The organism is Vibrio sp. 1402 (assembly GCF_033340275.1).
Map to the genome: position 1 here is coordinate 1 of NZ_JAWOWE010000384.1, position 630 is coordinate 630.

The window sequence follows — 630 nt, forward strand, 5'->3', positions numbered from 1 at the left end:
GTCTGTTCGTCTCACCAAAGGAGAATAACTATGGATATGCCGCAACATCTTCGAAACCCAATGGTAGTTGAAGATGCAATGAAAAAAGCTGAGCCGCTTGCAAAGCAAATGGGGCTTAGTTCTATACCTGACGACATGCTTGAGTTGATCTGTCCGAACTTAACTTTCGCAGGACAATTCACGCCAGGGCTTTACGCAAGATTTCAGAGTGTGAAGCAACTACTGAAATCACTATCGGAACAACACAAACCTAAGCATGGCCATATTGTGAATTTAACGACACAATATGCGAGTTACGAAGAAGCAGTCTTGCTTTTACGTGAAGGTGAAATCAGAGGTGAGAATTTGATAGCTTCTGTGGGTGGAAAAAACCTAGATGATTTCGATATGCGAGATTATGGCATAGCGATGCATGTTGGCTGCGGTGGACCATTTAACCCCATTACTGATAAGCATATTCAAACACTATTCGAGTTCGATATGTTTGAGACTACTTATAACTTTTGGGGAGCTTATTGTGGTAATGGAATGATTGAAGTTACTGTTCCAATGAAGCGATGGTTTTTAACTTTGAATGAATAAATATTAATTTTTCAGTTTAACCCTGGAGGGAGATGTGCCCTCTAGGGG

General features: G+C 41.0%; 1 protein-coding gene. It reads left to right on the top strand.

The window, feature by feature from the left end:
- Positions 1-30 precede the first annotated feature (30 nt).
- Complete coding sequence (locus tag R7044_RS26210) at positions 31-582, top strand: hypothetical protein (RefSeq protein ID WP_032073025.1); 552 nt, start codon at positions 31-33, stop codon at positions 580-582.
- The last annotated feature ends 48 nt before the right edge of the window (positions 583-630 follow it).